Origin of the sequence: Syntrophus sp. (in: bacteria), assembly GCF_040768185.1 — a bacterium.
Lineage (GTDB): Bacteria > Desulfobacterota > Syntrophia > Syntrophales > Syntrophaceae > Syntrophus > Syntrophus buswellii.
On record NZ_JAXGNC010000006.1, the window covers coordinates 35,980 to 53,687 of the forward strand.

Annotated in this window: 14 protein-coding genes and 2 pseudogenes; 3 read left to right on the forward strand and 13 right to left on the reverse strand. The window is 56.6% G+C overall.

Annotation, left to right across the window (positions count from 1 at the left end; translation table 11 throughout):
• The first annotated feature begins 143 nt into the window (after positions 1–143).
• The 3 genes from AB3175_RS07625 to AB3175_RS07635 all read left to right on the forward strand — a co-directional run bounded on the left by AB3175_RS07625 (position 144) and on the right by AB3175_RS07635 (position 4,540).
• Positions 144–1,514, forward strand: coding sequence for an FAD-dependent oxidoreductase (locus tag AB3175_RS07625; RefSeq protein WP_367360350.1), 1,371 nt, complete (start codon positions 144–146; stop codon positions 1,512–1,514).
• A 92-nt stretch (positions 1,515–1,606) separates the two neighbouring features.
• The gene (locus AB3175_RS07630; protein ID WP_367360351.1) at positions 1,607–2,536 is read left to right on the forward strand and encodes a universal stress protein; all 930 of its coding nucleotides are present in this window, start codon (positions 1,607–1,609) and stop codon (positions 2,534–2,536) included.
• A gap of 231 nt (positions 2,537–2,767) precedes the next feature.
• Positions 2,768–4,540: an FG-GAP repeat domain-containing protein gene (locus AB3175_RS07635; protein WP_367360352.1), complete on the forward strand. Its 1,773-nt coding sequence runs from the start codon at positions 2,768–2,770 to the stop codon at positions 4,538–4,540.
• A gap of 81 nt (positions 4,541–4,621) precedes the next feature.
• Here the strand turns inward: AB3175_RS07635 and AB3175_RS07640 are convergent, their stop codons facing one another.
• The 13 genes and pseudogenes from AB3175_RS07640 to AB3175_RS07700 form a co-directional block, all read right to left on the reverse strand.
• On the reverse strand, positions 4,622–5,005 hold the full coding sequence (locus AB3175_RS07640; protein WP_367360353.1) for a hypothetical protein: 384 nt from the start codon (positions 5,003–5,005) through the stop codon (positions 4,622–4,624).
• Complete coding sequence (locus tag AB3175_RS07645) at positions 4,944–5,246, reverse strand: 6-phosphofructokinase (protein WP_367360354.1); 303 nt, start codon at positions 5,244–5,246, stop codon at positions 4,944–4,946. Before AB3175_RS07645 ends, AB3175_RS07640 begins: the two co-directional genes overlap by 62 nt.
• Positions 5,247–5,393: 147 nt before the next feature.
• Positions 5,394–6,410, reverse strand: coding sequence for a DUF362 domain-containing protein (locus AB3175_RS07650; RefSeq protein WP_367360355.1), 1,017 nt, complete (start codon positions 6,408–6,410; stop codon positions 5,394–5,396).
• Positions 6,411–6,438: 28 nt separating this feature from the next.
• Complete coding sequence (locus tag AB3175_RS07655) at positions 6,439–6,774, reverse strand: hypothetical protein (protein WP_367360356.1); 336 nt, start codon at positions 6,772–6,774, stop codon at positions 6,439–6,441.
• On the reverse strand, positions 6,771–7,118 hold the full coding sequence (locus AB3175_RS07660) for a hypothetical protein (RefSeq protein WP_367360357.1): 348 nt from the start codon (positions 7,116–7,118) through the stop codon (positions 6,771–6,773). The genes AB3175_RS07655 and AB3175_RS07660 overlap by 4 nt, the downstream gene beginning before the upstream one ends.
• Before the next feature lie 170 nt (positions 7,119–7,288).
• Positions 7,289–8,486: pseudogene (locus AB3175_RS07665) on the reverse strand (cation:proton antiporter).
• A 147-nt stretch (positions 8,487–8,633) separates the two neighbouring features.
• Positions 8,634–9,608 carry a glucokinase gene (gene glk, locus AB3175_RS07670; protein ID WP_367360358.1) on the reverse strand — a complete coding sequence of 325 codons (975 nt, stop codon included), beginning with the start codon at positions 9,606–9,608 and terminating at the stop codon, positions 8,634–8,636.
• Between the two features lie 85 nt (positions 9,609–9,693).
• Positions 9,694–12,453 carry a glucosidase gene (locus tag AB3175_RS07675; RefSeq protein WP_367360359.1) on the reverse strand — a complete coding sequence of 920 codons (2,760 nt, stop codon included), beginning with the start codon at positions 12,451–12,453 and terminating at the stop codon, positions 9,694–9,696.
• A gap of 97 nt (positions 12,454–12,550) precedes the next feature.
• On the reverse strand, positions 12,551–13,618 hold the full coding sequence (locus AB3175_RS07680) for a hypothetical protein (protein WP_367360360.1): 1,068 nt from the start codon (positions 13,616–13,618) through the stop codon (positions 12,551–12,553).
• A gap of 42 nt (positions 13,619–13,660) precedes the next feature.
• Positions 13,661–14,141 (reverse strand): annotated as a pseudogene (locus AB3175_RS07685) (AI-2E family transporter); the annotation flags it as partial.
• On the reverse strand, positions 14,135–14,725 hold the full coding sequence (locus AB3175_RS07690; RefSeq protein WP_367360361.1) for a membrane integrity-associated transporter subunit PqiC: 591 nt from the start codon (positions 14,723–14,725) through the stop codon (positions 14,135–14,137). The gene AB3175_RS07690 and the pseudogene AB3175_RS07685, both read right to left, overlap by 7 nt.
• Positions 14,722–16,389 carry an intermembrane transport protein PqiB gene (locus AB3175_RS07695; protein WP_367360362.1) on the reverse strand — a complete coding sequence of 556 codons (1,668 nt, stop codon included), beginning with the start codon at positions 16,387–16,389 and terminating at the stop codon, positions 14,722–14,724. The genes AB3175_RS07690 and AB3175_RS07695 overlap by 4 nt, the downstream gene beginning before the upstream one ends.
• Positions 16,373–17,704, reverse strand: a complete 1,332-nt coding sequence (locus AB3175_RS07700; protein WP_367360363.1) for a paraquat-inducible protein A — start codon at positions 17,702–17,704, stop codon at positions 16,373–16,375. The genes AB3175_RS07695 and AB3175_RS07700 overlap by 17 nt, the downstream gene beginning before the upstream one ends.
• Positions 17,705–17,708 lie beyond the last annotated feature (4 nt).

The window sequence follows — 17,708 nt, forward strand, 5'->3', positions numbered from 1 at the left end:
CCGAAATGAGGCGGGGTTTTGTGTTCAGCGTCCTGCCCTTCTTAATCCTCATGAACGATTCCGAGGCATCAAGGCGGGAGAGGTTTTTTTCAGGAGAACAGGAACAATCGATTTGCTGGTCTTTTCCGGCAGGGAGGTGCAGAATGCGGAAGAATCAACGGCTTGCAATCATTGGTGGCGATGCGGCCGGGATGAGCGCGGCGGTCCAGGCAAAGCGTAGAAATCCCGAGCTGGACATCATTGTTTTCGAGAGGGGGCCACACACTTCCTACTCGGCGTGAAGCATTCCCTACTACGTCGGCAAGGTTGTCGACGATGTCAGGAAGCTGGTGGTTGTCACCCCCGAGGAGTTTCGTGACCGATACGGCATTGACGCCCGCATCCTCCACGAAGTTACGGAAATCGACCTCAAGGAGCGCCGACTCCATGTCCGTGACCTCAAGGAAGGAAAGGAGCACCGAGAGGCCTTCGATCTGCTGATGATTGCAACGGGTGCCGTTCCCTTTTGTCCCGATGTGCCCGGATCAAAGGCCCGGGGGGTATATGGACTTCATTCCCTCCAGAGCGGAATCCGGGTCCGGGATGTCATTGACAGGGAAAAGCCCGAAAGGGCCGTCATCATCGGAGGGGGATATATCGGCCTGGAAATGGCGGAGGCCTTGATCATGAGAGGCCTCGATGTCTCTCTCGTGGAGCTGGCTGCCCAGGTCATGAACACCCTCGATCCCGATATGGGTTCCCTTGTTTCCGAAGCCCTCATGCGTGTCGGCGTCAAGCTCTTCAGGGAAGAATCTTTCCGTTCCGTCGAAGTGGAACAGGATCGGGTCCAGGCCGTCGTTACGGACCGCCGGACCCTTCCCGCCGATATCGTCATTCTGGGCCTGGGAGTGCGACCCAACACGGAGCTGGCCGAGCATGCCGGGATTGCCCTCGGCGTCCGAAAGGCCATTAAAACCAACGACCGGATGCAGACGAACATCCCAGGTGTCTGGGCGGCCGGAGATTGCGCCGAATCCTTTCATCTCGTCAGCCGGCGCCCGGTCCATATCGCCCTGGGAACGATCGCCAACAAGCAGGGCAGGGTTGCCGGGATCAACCTGGGTGGGGGCTATGCCACGTTCCCCGGCGTTGTAGGTACGGCTGTGAGCAAGATATGCGATTTTGAAGTGGCCAGGACAGGCCTTCAGGAAAAGGAAATAGCGGACCTGGGGCTGGACTATGTCGCGGGACGTATCGAAGGCATGACGCGGGCCAGCTATTATCCAAATGCCGGAAAGATCACGGTGAAGGCACTGGCGGAAAGGGAAACGGGGAGGCTCCTGGGCGCCCAGATCGTCGGCGTTGAAGGTGCGGCCAAGCGGATCGATGTGTTCGCAACGGCGCTTCATGCCGGCTTTGATGTGGATGAGATGATCAATCTCGATCTCAGTTATGCTCCCCCCTATTCCGGCGTCTGGGATCCCGTGCATCTCGCCGTACGCCGTGCCAAAGCGGCGCTGGAGGAAGCCCCATAGAAACCGGCGGCCCTTCCCCGACCCGGTCCCATCGCCCTTTCAGCGGCTTCCAGGAACATGATCCCGGAAGCCGGTAAAGAGAGACATGCGTCATGATCCTTTTGAAGCACATTCTTTTCGTTTCCGAACCAGCGTCAGATCAGACTTCGGCCCTGGAACGGGCCGTTTCACTGGCGGAAAACAACAATGCGGACCTGACGGTCGCCACGGTGTTCCCTTCCGTGCCGGACGGTTATCTCAAGGAATGGGCGGCCCTCTCCAGGCAGGACCTTGAAGCCTTGATCGAACCCTTCAGGGATCGCCTGAACATCCGGCTCGAAGTGCTCTCGGGTCCGGTTTTTCTCGAGGTCATTCGCGCCGTGCTGCGCAATTCTCACGATCTGGTCATCAAGGTGGCGGAAAATCCCCCTTTCATAAAAATGCTCTTCGGAACCGACGACATGCATCTCCTGCGCAAATGTCCGTGCCCTGTATGGCTGATGAAGACTCCCGAGAAATCCAAATATTCGGTCATCGTGGCTGCCGTGGATGTTGACCCCTTGAACCCCTCGGAGACGGAGCAGGACCTCAATGAGAACATTCTGGACCAAGCGACTTCGCTGGCCCTGTCCGATTTCGCGTCTCTGCACCTGGTTCACGCCTGGGAACCATTTGGAGAAGGCACCTTGCGTTCCAGGATCGACGCGGCAGCCGGAGGCGCCGACTATCTCGAGAAGGAGCACATGCTTCACCAGAAGGCGTTCTATAGACTCGGCGAGACCCTGCGAAGCCGGATCGGCGAGTCTATCTATGATTATCTTTCCCCCAACTTCCATCTTCTCAAAGGACCGGCCAAAAAGCTGATACCGGAATTGGCGGCGCAACTGGAGGCGGATTTGGTCGTCATGGGAACGGTTGCACGAACGGGCATCGCGGGATTGTTCATCGGCAATACCGCGGAGGCCATTCTTGATCAGTTGGCCTGCTCGGTCCTTGCCGTCAAGCCCTCCGGCTTTGTCACACCGGTAAAACTTTCCGAATAGAAGAATACCTTGCAGGCAGCGAAGGTCCTGATCCTGCATGCAGAATGTCTGGTGGTTCAGCGCCTGTCACACGGCGCTGCATTTCACCTGGAAACAGGCGGGCGATAATGATATAAGCTCTCCGCTTGCAGATCGTTCAACCCTTTGCAACCATCGGCAGGTCCTTATTGAAGCGATGACGGAATCTTACACCGTCTTTTTTTTCAGTGAATAACGGGGGGGGCGCGGAGAATGGGAAAAAGACATTCAAAATTTTCGACTTTTTTATTTTTTGTGGTCATCTTGGTCCTTTTGTCACCGTCGACGGCCCGGCATGCCCGCGCCGCCCTTTCTGATTTCAACAAAGACGGCCGCTCCGACCTGCTGCTGAGGAACAGCTCCAATGCTTCAACGGTTCTGTGGTTCATGAATGCCGACGGAACCCATTCCGGCGATAAGACCCTCTGGACGAGCAAGGACTCCACCGTCGCGGCAACAGGGGACTTCAACAACAACGGAATCTGCGATCTCATCAAAAGAAGCTCGTCGACCGGCCAGGCGGTCCTCTGGTTCATGAACGCCGACGGGACGCGCAAAAGCTACAAGGTCCTCTTTACCGAACCGAAAACGACCATCGCGGGCACGGGCGATTTCAACGGTGACGGAATCTGCGACCTTATCCAGAGAAAAATGGCCAACGGCCAGATGGTCCTCTGGTTCATGAACGCCGACGGAACACGCAAGAGCTACAAGGTCCTCTTCACCGAACCCTATTCCACCATCACGGCCACGGGCGATTTCAACAAGAACGGCATCTGCGATCTCATCAAGAGGGACGATGCGACCGGCCGGACGGTTCTCTGGTTCATGAACGCCGACGGAACACGCAAGAGCTACAAGGTCCTCTTCACGGATCGAAAATCCACCGTCGTGGCCACGGGCGATGTGGATAATGACGGCATCTGCGATCTCATCAAGAGAAATGCCTCCACCGGCCAGACGGTTCTCTGGTTCATGAACGCTGACGGAACCAAGAAAAGCGAAAAGGAGCTTTTTACGGACACGAAATCCACGGTTGCAGCTACCGGTGATTACAATGGTGACGGCATCTGCGATCTCATCAAGAGAAACACCTCCACTGGCCAGGCGGCGCTGTGGTTTTTAAACGCCGATGGATCCCGGAAGAGCTACAAGGTTCTCTTCACCGGAACGGAGCTCGCCCTCATACCGGCCCCTGCTGTCCCGAAGCTCGCGAAGCAGTCCATCTTCGGCACCGCCGGACAGTCCATGGGATACTCCACATACGAGTATGATGCGGGAGGAAGACAGATCAAGATGTCCTCCTATAGCGCAACAGGCTTACTGGTGGGATACACGAAAACCCAGTACAATTCAGAGGGAAAACCCATCAAGGTTTCCAACTACAGTGCTGCCGGTCAACTCATGCAATACATCAAAACCTCTTACAACAAGTCCGGAGACGCGGTTAATGTATCCACTTACAACGGTTACACAAATCTTTTGATGCTCAAAGTCGTCACCGAATACAAATCTCCGGGAAAACCGTCAAAGGTCACGGAGTACGGCGCCACGGGCGTCATCTCGAAATACACCGTATACGACTATAACGAGGCGGGCAAGCCCGTCAAGGTTGCCACATACAATCTCGCCGACGAGCTGACAGGATATGTCACGTACGAATACAACAAGGCAGGAAAACAGAGCAAGGTATCCAAATACGGCCCTACGGGTCTTTTGCTCAAATACACGGCCTATCAATATAACTCATCGGGATTACAGATAAAAGTTTCTGAATACGGCGCCACGGGCGTCATCTCAGAATACACCGTCTATGAATATAATGCTGTGGGAATGCCGGCCAAAACGTCCACCTACGATTTCACGGACCAGCTGAAAGGATATGTCACGACCCTCTACGATGCGGCGGGAATGATCACAAAGGTTTCCTCCTATGGACCTACGGGGCTTCTGAAACAATACACAACCATGGACTATACCTACTGAGGCCGGGGCGGGGGATTGCCCCGGTGGCTGTCATCTCCCGCTGCCGCAGGATCCTTTTTTTCTGCGGCCCGCGAAGTCCGGTCAGCCGTTCAGCTCGATCATTTCCAGGCTGTGATTCGCCTCGCCATGCTCCGGCCGGATTTCCTCGCGAAGGTCCCTTCCTTGAAACAGGGCCGGAACTCGATTCATGGGCCGATGCCCTTCGGCGGACAGGCTATCCTTGTCGGCATGGACGGCGCTCTGGCCGAGGGGGAGACAGAACGCCGCGTCACGGGAATTGGCCGGCATGCACCGGATGATGTAACTGGGATCGATGTATTTGAGGTTGATCTCCATGGCGTTTTTCTTGAAATAGTCCCTGATGGCATCACGCAGATAAATGCCGATGTCTCCGTATTTGACATTACCCGTTCCGAAGGTTCCTGGGGCCCCGGGACGTTCCCAGGATCGACCCGCCAAGCTCATGAACGCGGGCCACCGAGTCCGGCGTCAGGCTGAGGGGCTCGTGCCCGAGCCTCTCCACGAGCCCCGCGTACCCGTACCGGAACCCATAGATCCTCTGCACACCGCAGTGGCAACAAAGGCTCATGACGATGGCCCGGATCACATCGTTCAGGCCGGGACAGATCCCTCCGCAGGTTACAATGCCGCAGGCGATCCGAGACGGGTCAAAAAAGATCTTTTCCCTTGGCCCCGCCGCTTCCATTGCAGGCGGCGTTGTCCCTTGGTCAAGCCTTGACTCGATCACATCGAGACAGGAGTCATAAAGAACCCGCCCGCTGGCATCGGCAAAGCGGATGCCGTTTGCGCGGCCCCTTGAAAAGTCCGAACCGCTTGATTGCCGCGGCGGTTTTTAAAAACCGATTTCCCGGGCATAGGAGAACTGGCGCTTCCAGGGGATGCCGGGATGGGCCGAATCGAAGGTTTCCTCGCCCACGATCCGCATCGATTCCTCATCGATCCGGATCGGGTGATACGCACCTACAAAACCCTGGTCTGGATGGATCGTGGGGTTGTCCCCCGGCCAGCAGTCGCACTCTGTCGTAATGTTCAGCAGGGCATTGATCAGAACGGTGCGCCCCTCGATCTTCCGCCAGACGGCCGCCGCCGTTTCCACGAGCTTCTCCTGAAAAACTGTTGCGTCCGTTTCCCACTCGATTTTCAGGGCCATGTTGGGGCAGAGGCCGATGCACTGCGCGCAGCCGATGCAGACGTCGTGGTCGTAGGTGGGCAAGCCGTCTTCGCCGAACTGCGCCGCACCCGTCGGACAGACGTCGACACAGACGCCGCATTTGATGCACTTCCCGGGTTTGAGAAGCGGGCGGATATCGGCATGCATCCTCTGCTTCTGAGCCCGTGAGGCGAATCCCATGGAGAGGTTTTTGATGGCCCCCCCGAAACCCGCTTCCATGTGCCCTTTGAAGTGCGAAAAGATGACATAGCCGTCGGCGCGGTCAAAAATGTCGGCCACCTGTACGGAAGAAAAGTGGCTATAATCGGTCTGCAGGTCCACAACGGAGCGACCATCCATTCCGTCGGCGATGACGACGGGACATCCCAGAAAGCCCTCCGTATAGCCGTGCTCCGCCGCCGTCTGCAGGGAATCTTCAGCCTTCCGCCGCCCCCCGGAGTACAGAACCGTCGTATCGAAGAGGAAAGGGAAAGCGCCTGCCGCTTTAACCCACAGGGAAATCTCCCGGGCATAGTCGGGTGGGAGAAAACTACGGTTCTCCCTTTCGCCCCAGTGAAGCTTGATGCCCACCCGGTCTCCCCTGCGGAAGGGGGCCTCCATTTTCTCCAGCAGACGGCGCAGTTCGCCCACGTATGGGCGGTGGGGGCTTGACAGCCTCTCAAAGACGATTTCTTCCATGATGTGCGTCCTTTCCTCCTGTTGATATTCAGGGCGCGAGCATGACCTGATCGCCGAAACGCTCGGAAAGTGCGGCAGCCAGGCGGGCTGCAGCCTGCCCGTCGGAACATTCGACCATCAGTTCCCCGCCATCCCCCACAACCAGCCGGCCATGGGCCTCAACGACCGCCTCGACTTCGTCGGGCTCCACAGTCCACCATCCCCTCGTCCGCTGCAGAAGCTCCTTACCTTTTAATTTTCTCGGGGTCACCAGGTCGATCTGCCTGAACCAGGCGGTCCATCCTATCTGCGCCGGCTCCCGGAGGACCGGACTGACCGGATCGTGGTAGATGCGGCATCTTCCGAACAGGCGAAGGCGCATCATGGCACCAGCCCTGAAATTTCCCGGGTCCGGGCATCCTGCCTTCCGATGACCTGCAGCTTCTCTTCCGGAACGCCGTCCCGTTCCATGAGCCGTTTCAAGACAAATCCGTAGAGGATTCCCGCTTCATCATCCGCCAGGGACAGATTTCGCCGATCCGCCGCGGCCCAGCCCCGCTCGAAGAGCACCCGGGCGGCTTCCCGCCATCGACGGAGCCTGGGATCGAAGGGGGAAATTCCCGCATCACCGATCAGTTTCGTCGAAACCGCCTCCATCTGAGAAAAAACCCGCCGCATTCTTCGAATGCCCGGATCGTAGCCGAATTCATCAACGTTCGCAGCGTTCACCGTTTTTCCCCCGCCCCTATATAAGGTCTGTTTTTGAAGCATTCTTTTCAGGATCATGAGCTTTGAAAAAAAATAGCAGACCCCCTTGAAGGTGTCAATATCATTGCCCCGGAAAATTCTTCGCATTCCCGGATGCCATGTCAGGATTAAGGATTCGTTTCGCCTTTAAGTTAACTTGCGTCTCCCTTATGAATCTCACCGATCCGCCGCAGTAGCGGTGTCATGGACATTCCCTGCACGAAAATGGAAAAGGCCACCACCGCAAAGGTCACCGAAATGATTTCTTCACGGTGAGGCACCCAAAGCGGCAGCCCCACTGCCAAGGCAAGAGCCAGGGCCCCTCTAAGACCACCCCAGAACAGAACAAGCTGGTGCTTACCCTGTACACGAAGCTCGGATCTGCGGAATAGAGCGCAAAAAGGATAGACTGCACACGCCCGTCCCACCAGCACAAGGAGTATTGCACATATCGCCGGCAAAATGACTGCTTTAAAGTTCTGGAGTGAAACCTGCACTCCGATGCCAATAAAGATGAATGAATTGGCAAGAAAACCGAGATACTCCCAATAGGCGGTAATGGCTTTTCTGACATCGTCAGAACCCGCTTGCATGAGGCGAAGATTCCCCACCAGAAGGCCCGCCGTCAAAGAGGCGAGGACCCCTGAAAAATGAAAGTGCTCGGCGATGAGAAAAGAACCATAGGCCGTGACAGTCGTTAGGGTAAATTCAACAAGATTATCACCTGCCCGTCTTTCAAGGATCATAATGACCCCGGCAACCAGTGCGCCGCAGAGGACACCGCCCCCTACGGTAAGCGCCAGTTTTCCGGCAATGCCACTCAGTGTCATAGCCCCCCCTGCCGCAGCGGCAAGAATGACGGCAAAGGCAACGGCAGCCGTACCGTCGTTGAGAAGGCTTTCTGCTTCGACCAGCAGACGGATCCGGCTGTGGACCCCTGCTTCATTGAACGTGGCGATTACGGAAACGGGATCCGTAGCTGCGATGCGCACCGAAAAGCAGGGCGCTGATCCAAGCCCAATCGGCAAGATACCTCATCCCTGCAGCAGTTACCGCTGCCGATAGGCACAACCCTGCGGTGGCAAGGATCAGTATAAGGAAAAATTCACTGCGTAGATTGCTCCAGCGAATTTGTATGGCCGCTTCAAAAACCAGGGGTGGCAGGAATATATTGAAGATTAATTCTTTCGTAAAGGGAATCCCTGAAAACAAAGGGATAAATGCCAGAAGAATTCCGGCAAAAACCAGCCCCACGCTGTAGGGAACTTTGAGTCTCCGTGTCAGGATCGCAACCATACTTGCAATGAGCAGTATGGTCAGAAATCGATCCAGTGTGATAATGAACTGCATTTTCTACTCCTTTTGAGGTAAAGTCATACCACAAATGAAGGCTCGGAAATTCGTTGAGGCCGCTCCGAATGGGGTGGGGTGGTGCGTCTCCGTGCAGGGCGGATCTCCCGCCTGCGGCACGGGGGTGAAAAGATCTGCTTTTCAATTTCAACAAGCGGCGAAACGGCCTGCGCCCAGCAGCGCGCTCTGCTCGTTAAGGATAACCTGCACCGGGATCGCTTCCAGCAGGGGACTCAAGCGTCCCTTGCTGGTAAAGGCGAGCATGAATCCGGGTCCCTTGAGCCTCTCAATGATCTTCGGGGCAATTCCCCCTCCCAGATAGATGCCTCCGGTGGCGAGATACCGCAGCGCCACATTTCCCGCCTCGGCCCCATAGAGGGAGATAAAGAGATCGAGAACCTGGCGGCAGAGGGGACAATCGCCGGACAGGGCCGCCCGGGTGATGACCGCCGCAGGGTCGTCCGCCAGCATCTCCTCTGCAATTGCCGGGGATTCGGGAAAACGTCGGACATCACGCAGGAACCGGTAAATATTGCGCAGTCCGGGGCCGGAAAGAACCCGTTCGGCACTGACCCGGCCGTGCGCATCACGCAGATAGAGGAGCAGTTCCGCTTCGATCTCGGTGCGGGGAGCAAAGTCGGCGTGGCCCCCTTCGCTGGGGTGGGGTCGATGAGCGGCTCCATCCCAGTAAGCAACCGCCTCTCCCAAGCCGGTCCCTGCCGAGACCAGGGCAATGGTGCCGTTCGGATTGGGAAGGCCCTCACTAAGGACTTCAAAGTCCTCCGGCCCCAGGAGATCGATGCCATAGACATGCGCCTCCAGGTCGTTGATCAGTCGAACCTCGGGAATCCCCGAAGCTCTGGACAGATCTTCGGCATTCACACTCCAGGGAAGGTTGGGCGTTCTGACCGTACCATTCCGGACAGGGCCGGCAATTCCGAAACAGGCCCTCTCCGCGTTCAAACCCTGTTCTCCGTTAAAACGTTTGACAATTTCTTCCAGGCTCCCGAACTTTTGGCTCGGGAAACGTCCTTCGGCGATCAGCGTCAACTTTTCACAGGCGGCGTCGAAATATGCAAGCCGCGTGGATGTTCCCCCGATATCTCCTGCCAGAACCTGCATGGGCTCCCCCCTTTTCAAGGCAAATTGATAAATGCTGCTGAAATCTAAGAAAGGATATGGTTAACGGGATGTTTTGTCCATGGATTCATTTCTCTTTCTCACCTTCCGGTTTTCGCCGAAGGAAGGCCGCACCTTTGCCTACCTCCAGTGCCTTTTGGGGATCGAACAATCCAAAAAGCTGGATCAGCTTGGCCACCAGTCCCGTCCAACCCGTTTGGTGGCTTGCACCAAGTCCGGCGCCATTATCGCCATGGAAGTATTCGTAGAAAAGGATATGGTCGCGCCAGAAAGGATCGGCCTGGAACTTCTCAGCGCCTCCGTAAACAGGACGCCTCCCCCGCTCGTCGCGCAAGAAGATCCGGATGAGTCTGTCCGCTATCTCCTTGCTCACCTCGAAAAGGTTCATCCTGTTTCCTGAACCGGTTGGACACTCAATCTTGAAGTTATCGCCGTAGTACAGGTAGAAATTCAGCAGCGCCCGGATGATCATGAGGTTCACCGGCATCCATACCGGGCCCCGCCAGTTGGAATTGCCGCCGAACATACCGGTGTTCGATTCGGCAGGCAGGTAGTCCACCCGGTACTCCTGGCCTTGCACATGGAGGATAAAGGGATGCTCTTTGTGAAACTTCGAAAGCGAGCGGATGCCGTAAGGGCCCAGAAATTCGTTTTCGTCAAGCATCATCAACAGGATCCGGCGCAGCCGCTCCGGATTCACAAGGGCAATGATCCCGCGCTCGGCTACGCCGAAATGCCCCGGCCCCGTTGGATGGATGGACGCCAGGAGTTCAGGCATGCGGCGCAGGCGCTTCTGCAGATGGGCCATTGCCAGAGGAATACGCTCCCTCTGCCATGCCTCAGTGACCGTTGTGGCGCACAAGGGAAGGAGCCCCACCATGGATCGCACCTTGAGCCGAGTGGCGCTCCCATCGGGAAGCCGCAGCAGGTCGTAGTAGAAGCCATCCTCTTCGTCCCACATGCCGTCCTGGTCGGAGCGGTTCATGGCGGCGGCGATATAATAGAAGTGCTCAAGGAACTTCAATACCATATCCTCATAGGTAGGATCGTGAGCGGCAATTTCAACCGCCAGTTCCAACATGTTCTGGCTGAAGAGGGCCATCCAGGCGGTGCCGTCCGCCTGTTCAAGGTGACCGCCGGTGGGAAGCGGAGCGCTGCGGTCGAAGACGCCGATGTTGTCGAGGCCGAGGAATCCGCCCTCGAAGACATTCTTGCCGAAGCGGTCCTTGCGGTTCACCCACCAGGTGAAATTAAGCATGAGCTTGTTGAAAGCCGACTTGAGAAAATCAAGGTCCACCTCTCCCTGCAGGGCCTGCTCGGTTCGATGCAGAAACAGCGTCGCAAAGGCGTGGACCGGGGGGTTCACGTCGCTGAAGTTCCACTCGTAAGCGGGCATCTGGCCGTTGGGGTGCAGGTAGACCCCGCGCAGCATCAGTTTTAACTGCTCCTTGGCAAAATCAGGGTCCACAATCGCAAGCGGCAGTGTGTGGAAGGCGAGATCCCATGCCGCGTACCAGGGATATTCCCACTTGTCGGGCATCGAGATGATGTCCTCGTTCAGCATATGGAACCAATCCGAGTTACGGGCGTTGCGATATCCGGCGTGGAGGGGGTTGGAGTGGTGCTCGTCAAGCCAGTTGTCGCCGTCGAAGAAGTAGAACTGTTTGCTCCAGAGCATGCCTGCAATGGCCTGGCGCATGACGCCAGCCGCATCCGGGGCGACCGAGGGGGGGGTCACGGAAGAATAGAAATCGTCCGCTTCCTGCAAGCGTGCCGCCAGAATTGCATCAAAGGCCGGCCCGAAGGCCGCGGGAACGCCTTTGACCGTCGGGCTTTTCCCTGATTCTCGCGCTGCCAGACGCAACCGCACAATCGCCGACTGGCCAGGTTCCACCATCAGCCGATAGTGTGCCGCAACCTTGGTGCCCTGCTTTTCCGGATTCACTGCATTCTGATTGCCATGGATTACACAGTCACTGACACCATCCTTTACATAAGGGCTTTCGTTCCCTTGCCCGGTGAAAAGCCGCTCATGATTCGTCTCGTTCTCGGTGAAGAGGAGCGGCGCCTCACCTTCGCAGGATAGGATGAATTCCCCCAGCAGCGGATGCGTTGCCACGACAGCGCTCGTGCCCGCCGCTGCCTTGATCTCCTTCAGGTTTGGCTTCCCGGGGGACCGATTGGATTCGGCGATCCATGCCGACCAGTCATTACGGAACCAAAGCGTCGGCAACAGGTGCAGTTCTGCCCTTTCCGGACCCCGGTTTACGGCGGTGATCCGCACCAGGATGTCTTCCGGGCCGGCTTTGGCATACTCCACAAAGACGTCGAAGTAGCGGTCTTCATCAAAGACACCGGTATCGAGCAGCTCATACTCCATTTCATCCCGGCTGCGTTTCCTGTTTGTCTCCACGAGGTCCGCATAGGGATAAGCTGCCTGGGGATATTTGTAGAGGTACTTCATGTAGGAGTGCGTTGGCGTCGAATCGAGGTAAAAATAATACTCCTTGACATCCTCGCCGTGGTTGCCCTCACTGTTGGTCAGTCCAAACAGGCGCTCCTTGAGAATCGTGTCCCTGCCGTTCCACAATGCAATGGCGAAGCACAGGTGCTGCTTTTCGTCGGAAAGTCCGGCGATGCCGTCCTCGCCCCAGCGGTAGGCTCGTGAACGGGCATGGTCGTGGGGAAAGAAATTCCAGGCGTCGCCCTCTTCGCTGTAGTCTTCGCGCACGGTGCCCCACTGTCGTTCGCTCAAGTACGGTCCCCATTTCTTCCACGCCTGCTCCCCTTCACGCGCTTCCTTGAGCCGTATTGTTTCAGCGTTCATTTTCCCTCTCCTGATTTTTTTCGCTGCTTAAGCTCTATCGTGCCCCTTCCTGGCTCGGTTTATCGCGCCTCGCTGCAGCCTTCTCAAGGCCGGAACACTAACTGATGGGAACGGTGACCGTCGGTCCCTGCGGCGCTGGTCCGGTTTCAGCCAGGCTGAGAAGGATCATGAGGAAGGTAAAAACCGTCTTGGATTTCCGATCCCGGTCGTCAATCCAGAACCAGTAGCCACGATTATGAACAGCAACGAAACTGTCCGATGGCTTTTCCCTGCCTATGTAAACCCGGAGCAGAGGGGACGCTTGTCCCTCTCCTTCCCCGATTTCGCTAGACGTCGCATAGGTGCGCCCTTCCGAAGCGTGTTCGGCAGGAACGTCGATCTGGGAAGCCAACTCGATGATGATGTCCATGATCGATCGGGTCAGGATGGCAATTTCGCCTTCCTGTGTCGGAGCAGCTCCATAGATAACTGTGAATTCTTCACGGTCTGGTTTCAGACCAAGCATTTGGCGGGTTTCCAATATCCTCTGCGCGGTTTCACGATCTTTTTTTCGCCGAAAGACAACAATGGCCGTATCCTGTTTATCCTTTCTCTCAATCCTTGTCCCTACCGCTCCTGATTTCTGAGTCTCTTCCAGAAGTCCAATCAGCCGCTTGAACTCAGGGTCTTGCTTCCGGGAAAATCCCGGCGCCGAGGACTGGTTGTCCATATCATTGATGGACTTGACGCACAGGGTGAACAGCATTCTAACAGGCCATCCGGCCTGAATCATACTGAGGAGAGCATAAGGCGTGATCGGCGTCAGGAGACTCCGGGTGAATTTTTCTCCGGTGAGTGGGGCATAGGTGATCGTCGGTTTTTCTCCCCAGGTAGATGTTCCACCGATGGCCTGAGTGTTCGCGTTGGGCGGGAAGGACCATCCCGCTGCCAGACTGACCGTATTCTGGATGCCAACCAGATTGATCACCGAGGTCACATCCATGAAGACCGGCGTGTCTGAGTAGCGGATCTTTACGATATTGAGAAGCATCTGGCTCTTCCAGGACTCGGAAACCGCAACGCTGTAATCGAAACGATCGCGGATGATAGTCGGACCCCCGAGGCGGGCACATCCTGTCAGTGTGAGTAACATCAAGAGGGTAATAAGAAATCCCGGTTTCTTCATGTCTAAAGTCTCCATCAGTTCCATTCAAACGAGCGACAGGCCTCATTCTGGCATGCCGGTACTCTGCCCTGTCCTATCCCCTCCTGCAGGTTTTAATAGGCGGCTATCTTCCTGCGCCGACTTCAAATCCGAATAGGTTTCGACATCGGCAACCCAGGTTTCCATTAATCTGTAACTCACGGAAAGCACCACTGGGCCGATAAAAAGTCCTATAATGCCAAAAGCGGCGAGGCCACCGATGACACCAGCGAAGATCAGGAGAAGCGGCAGATCGGCTCCCTTCTTGATGAGGATCGGCCTGAAGGAAATTGTAAAATGTGCCAACAAAGATCGACGCGACGACCAAGGCCGTTCCCCATGTCGTCTGACCTGTCCAGTAAAGCCAGATGACCGACGGGATAAGAACTAGCCCTGGACCAAGCCGGGCAATGCAGAGCATGAACATCACCGCTGTCAGAATTGCGGTGGCCGGCACCCCGGAAATGGCAAGGCCGATGCCGCCAAGCAGTGACTGGATCAAGGCTTTAGCGCTTCGAATTCCCAAATCGTTTCGGCAATCTCACCGCTTAATCTTCCGAGAGCGCGGCTGTGCGCTGCCACCAGTCCGGTATAACCGCCACCTTCCGCAGATTCTGTTACGTTCGTACGGCGGCTTTCAGTCCGACCGCTCTTCCTGGAACTCACCGTCCATAGGGCATCCAGGACAACCCTTTTGCCAAGTTCCGATTCGAACCGGATAACATCGACCCCAACCCGATAAGCCGATTCTGCAGCGGAGGATTGGGGAAACACGCTCACTTGAGCCGTCCCGAGCACCGTAGCTAGGTTTTCAGCGATTACCCTTGCGATGTTGCTCTTCAGTGGTGAAGCCCAGCGGTCGAATTCGGCCAGAAGAACCTGATTCGGGCCAGTCCGGACGACGATCTGCGGCCGGTCAACGTCGGCAGGAATCGAGACCGGACCGACGGAGACGGAGACATTTGTCGACGTCGCCCCGACCCCTGTCAATGATGGGCTCAGCGTATAGAACTGCGGTGCCCTGGTTGAAGCGCAATTCGCCAGGAGCAAAGCGAGCGTCCCAAGGATTAAAATTTCGATCTTTTTCATTTAGTCACCTCCTGAGCCTTTCCACGGATGAGGGCATCGGGATGGCGTTCAAGATATTCAGCCAACTCGCTGATTGCCCGTGCCGCCCGTGAAATTTCCTGCAAGGCGACCCGCAGCTCCTGCTGCGCCGGCGCCTCCTTTCCGACGAGGGTCTTATCCGTGCTTGCCATCACCTGCTCGGCTTTCGAAATTGCTTTTCGCAGGTCTTGAACAGTCGTCTTTACTTCGGGAACAATCTCGCCATCGATGGAGTTCAGCGTTCTATCAGCGGTCTTCATCGCCGAGTTGAGTGTGTTGAGCGTCTTTTTCGCCTCTTCTCCGATGGCGTCCAAGGGCACCTTATCGATCCTGGCGATAATGCTGCTAATCTTGGTTTCCAGATCCTGCAGGCTGCTGGGCATCACGGGAATGACATATGGGGGCTTCGTCCAGTCCATCTTAACTTGAGGGGCGTTGGGAAAGCGCTCAAGGGCGACATAGAGCTGCCCCGTCACGAGATTTCCGCTGCGCAATTGCGCCCGGAGTCCCAGATCAACCAGGCGCTGGACAAAGGCGCGACGTTCAGTCTCGCTCCTGACCTTCTCTTTGACCGTGTCCGATAGTGCCAGATGCCCCATGAAGCGTGCCTGGTAGATCGAGATTGCCACCCTTGGACGGAGTCCTTGCGTCTTCGGATTGTATTCAAGACCAACGCGGGTCACCTCCCCGACGGGCAAGCCGAGGTACGTGACGGGCGCACCCGTGGAAAGCCCCCTCAACGACTCCTGGAAGTAGAGGACATATTCCGTAACGACCGGTTCAGGCTCCTTTGCTGCGGCAGCATAGTTTTCATAAACTTTGAAGACGGCATCCTCCGCTGCGGGTGTTGCGTCTGGGTCAATTGAAAAGGTTTCGAAGGCGATGCCGCCGATCAGCATGGACACCACCGACTGGGTCTGCAGTGACAATCCGTCCGCCCCCAGGGATAAATCGATCCCGCTGGCGTGCCAGAAATGGGTCTGCGGCAAAATATACTTGTCGTAGGGGGAATTGACGAAGACCTTGATATCGATCGATAGGCCATCCTGTGCAAGGCCATAACCGATGACCCGTCCCACGTTCAGACGGCGGTAATACAGAGGAGAGCCTATCCCCACAGACCCCAGGTTGTCCGCCTGAAGGACAAACTGTCTGCCCGGCTGATCGATGGTAACCTCCGGTGGCGCATCGAGACCGACGAATTGCCGCCGTACCTTTGTGGAGTTTCCGAGTTCCAATCCAATATGATTGCCGGACAACAACGTACCGATTCCGGATACCCCGCTGAGGGTAACGCGCGGCTGTTCAACCCAGAATTTTGCGTCATCGACGATCAATCCTTCGGCGCTCTTGTTGATCTTCGCCGTCACCACAACCTTTTTGAAGTCCTTGGAGAGTTCCACCTTCTCCACCCGGCCGATGTTGACATCCTTGTACTTGACAAGGGTCTTGCCCTCCTCAACCCCCTCTGCCTTTTTGAAAACGATCGTGATCGTCGGGCCTTTACTCAGAATCTGCTGAACAGCTATCCCGATACCGACGAGTGCCGCGACGATGGGGATGATCCAGACCACGGAGAAGCGTATTTTCTTTTTCTCTTTGGCGTTGGCCTGAGGAAGATTGTTTAAATCAGCAGATTTCGTCATTTTGTTCCTCCTTGTTGTTACGAGAATCCCAGATCAGACGGGGGTCGAACGTTTCTGCCGCAAGCATGGTCAGCACGACGACGGCCGCGAAAAACACCACGCCGGCGCCAGGTCCCACGGACATGAGCGGCTGGAGCTGGACAAGGGCGACGACAAAGGTCACGACAAAGACATCCAGCATGGACCAGCGCCCGACAATTTCGACCAGCCGATAGAGCCGGATCCGCTCTTCCTTGCTCCGCATGAAACGACATTGAACAGAAATCAGCAGATAGGCCAGAGCGACAATCTTGGCCATGGGAATCACCACGCTGGCGACAAAAACGATCAGGGCCAGCGGCCAGGATCCATGCACGTAGAGCAGAACGACTCCGCTCATGATGGTGTCCTTCTCTGCGTAGGTCGGCGTCGTGGTACTCATCACCGGCAGCAGGTTCGCCGGGATGTAGCAGATCGAAGCAGCAATGAGCAGGGCCCAGGTGCGCTGGATCGAGTTTGGACGGCGCAGCTCAAGTTCCTGGCCGCAACGCGGACAATGCCCCGGCTTCTCAAGATCGGTCGGCTTTGTCAACAGGCCGCAGCCCTCGCACAGGACCAGCCCCATCTTGATGCCGGTCAGTTCTCCCGGAGTTTCTTTTCCTTCCACTTCCCCTTCTGCCGGTTCCTTGAATTCCGGGGATGACGTCAATTGCTGACCTTCGCCATCGACCCACCGGATTTGCGACCATACCTGGTGCTTGTCGAAGCTGACCGTCATCGCCGCGATCAACATGATAAGCGCGCCAACGGCGAACATTCCGATACCGGGAATCACCGTCGCCAGATCGGCGATTTTTATCAGGGCAACCAGGATGCCGAGCATCATCACCTCAAGCATCGCCCAAGGCTGGTTGAAATCTGCCATCCGCAGAAGAGTTCCTACCCAGATGGGCGCCGGAGTCTGTCTCACCGCGAGCAGGACGGTCAACGTAAACCCGATATGGACCGTTGGAGCAACCACCGTGCAGAAGGCCACCAGTACGGCCGTAATCTGATGACCCTGCTGCCACAGCTTCAGAACCCCGCCCAGGATCGTCGTAAACGCCTGACGACCGACAGCCGACAGCCCCATGAGGGGCATTACATTGGCGATGATCAGGGCAATCAACGCGGCAACCGTAAGGGCCAGGGTCCGATCCAGGGAATCGGGCTTGCTGGAGGCGAGCGTATGACCGCAGCGCAGACAGCTCGCCGTTCCACCTGGAGTCAGCGTTGGGATACGCTGTAACAGGTCACAGTCAGGGCAGGCAATGATACTTTCGGGAAAAGGGATCATTTCG

Coding starts and splice junctions, on each gene's coding strand:
- glk (WP_367360358.1), bottom strand. CDS start 9,608: ATGCAGGTTCTGGCAGGAGATATCGGGGGAACATCCACGCGGCTTGCA.
- AB3175_RS07700 (WP_367360363.1), bottom strand. CDS start 17,704: ATGATCCCTTTTCCCGAAAGTATCATTGCCTGCCCTGACTGTGACCTG.
- AB3175_RS07645 (WP_367360354.1), bottom strand. CDS start 5,246: ATGGAAGCGGCGGGGCCAAGGGAAAAGATCTTTTTTGACCCGTCTCGG.
- AB3175_RS07640 (WP_367360353.1), bottom strand. CDS start 5,005: ATGAGCTTGGCGGGTCGATCCTGGGAACGTCCCGGGGCCCCAGGAACC.
- AB3175_RS07680 (WP_367360360.1), bottom strand. CDS start 13,618: ATGAAGAAACCGGGATTTCTTATTACCCTCTTGATGTTACTCACACTG.
- AB3175_RS07630 (WP_367360351.1), top strand. CDS start 1,607: ATGATCCTTTTGAAGCACATTCTTTTCGTTTCCGAACCAGCGTCAGAT.
- AB3175_RS07655 (WP_367360356.1), bottom strand. CDS start 6,774: ATGATGCGCCTTCGCCTGTTCGGAAGATGCCGCATCTACCACGATCCG.
- AB3175_RS07675 (WP_367360359.1), bottom strand. CDS start 12,453: ATGAACGCTGAAACAATACGGCTCAAGGAAGCGCGTGAAGGGGAGCAG.
- AB3175_RS07695 (WP_367360362.1), bottom strand. CDS start 16,389: ATGACGAAATCTGCTGATTTAAACAATCTTCCTCAGGCCAACGCCAAA.
- AB3175_RS07635 (WP_367360352.1), top strand. CDS start 2,768: ATGGGAAAAAGACATTCAAAATTTTCGACTTTTTTATTTTTTGTGGTC.
- AB3175_RS07690 (WP_367360361.1), bottom strand. CDS start 14,725: ATGAAAAAGATCGAAATTTTAATCCTTGGGACGCTCGCTTTGCTCCTG.
- AB3175_RS07650 (WP_367360355.1), bottom strand. CDS start 6,410: ATGGAAGAAATCGTCTTTGAGAGGCTGTCAAGCCCCCACCGCCCATAC.